The 1,189-nt window shown below is 37.5% G+C and carries 3 protein-coding genes; 1 reads left to right on the top strand and 2 read right to left on the bottom strand.

What is annotated here, in order from left to right; all coding sequences use genetic code 11:
- Nucleotides 1-215: AAA family ATPase (locus NZ519_13960; GenBank protein MCS7029857.1), on the bottom strand; the 215-nt coding region annotated here is incomplete at its 3' end.
- A gap of 88 nt (nucleotides 216-303) precedes the next feature.
- Between NZ519_13960 and NZ519_13955 the strand changes: the two genes are divergently transcribed.
- Nucleotides 304-486, top strand: a complete 183-nt coding sequence (locus NZ519_13955) for a hypothetical protein (protein MCS7029856.1) — start codon at nucleotides 304-306, stop codon at nucleotides 484-486.
- 473 nt (nucleotides 487-959) lie between these two features.
- Here NZ519_13955 and NZ519_13950 read toward each other — a convergent pair.
- Nucleotides 960-1,189 (bottom strand): hypothetical protein (locus tag NZ519_13950; protein ID MCS7029855.1); only part of this gene is annotated, 230 nt, incomplete at its 5' end.

The raw sequence follows: 1,189 nt of genomic DNA, 5'->3' as shown, positions 1-1,189 counted from the left end.
AGTTCAAATTTGTGTGCTTGATTGGTATCGTAGTAGTATTCCAAAACAGACAGCCACAAGCTTTTACCAAACTTGCGTGGGCGTAAAAAAACTACTCGTTTCTCTTTGTTGTATTCTAATTTCTCAATAAAAAGCGTTTTATCTACGAAGACAAAACCCTCTCGGACTATCTCCTCAAAATTGCTTACTCCATAGGGAAAAAATACTCTGTTCATTACAGCAAAAATACAGTTTAATTTGCTATGAGGAACTTATATATAATCAATTTATTTTCAAACGATTACAAAAAATACCTCCATTTGTTTGATTATTTCCAAAATTGGTAATGACCTAAGCAAGCATGCCGCTTATGTAGGTTTGTACAAAGAAGCCGTAATTAAAAATGTGTATAATGGCATTGATATACGGTACTACTTTGATAAGAGTAGCTTGCGATATGATTTTGTAGTAGAGCCGTATGCAGATGTTTCGCAGATTAAGTTTTAAGCTAAGCGGGCAGTATAGCGTTTATGAAAAAGGATCAACTGCAATTATGTTTTACCACGCAGTAGCCTTATCCGAATTTACACACGTACCAAAATAGCTGTACTGTACCGAGTAAGTTTGTAAGAAACGGGGAATTTTGGCAAGTTATCTTGGGAGAGTACGATAAAAGCAAAGTATTAGTGATTGATCGCTGTTTTATTCTATGTATATTGGAAGAAATAACGAAGACAGAACCTATGATATAGTTGTGGATAGCGGTGGTAATGCATATATAACAGGGAAACACTCTCAACTAACTACGATACTACTACAGGTATTTTCCAAAGTACAAATGGAGAAAGTTACGATGTTTTTGTTACAAAGTTAAATCTTTTGGGAACCAGCTTAGTTTATTCTACTTATATCGGAGGAAGCGATAAAGATGTTGGCTACAGTAGCAGTAGATGGCAGGGGTAATGCGTACGTATTATGGGTTACAGATTCAAACAATTTGCTGACGCAAGGGTCGGGGCATTCCGCACTACGCTTCGCTTCGGTACTTCGCTGGGCTTCGTACTGCCCTGACGGGCATGCTCTATGCCCCTCACGCAAATTACCTGTGCAGTTATGTCTTTACCTTGTTTAAGATTGAAGTACAACCACTTACAAGCTAAAAACTTGGATAAGTTACAGAGAAATGGCTTTTTCAGAGATCCTTTGCGTG

The organism is Bacteroidia bacterium (assembly GCA_025056095.1).
Taxonomy (GTDB): domain Bacteria; phylum Bacteroidota; class Bacteroidia; order JANWVE01; family JANWVE01; genus JANWVE01.
The sequence above is the reverse complement of the archived record's forward strand: the minus strand, read 5'-3'. Positions and strand labels throughout refer to the sequence as shown.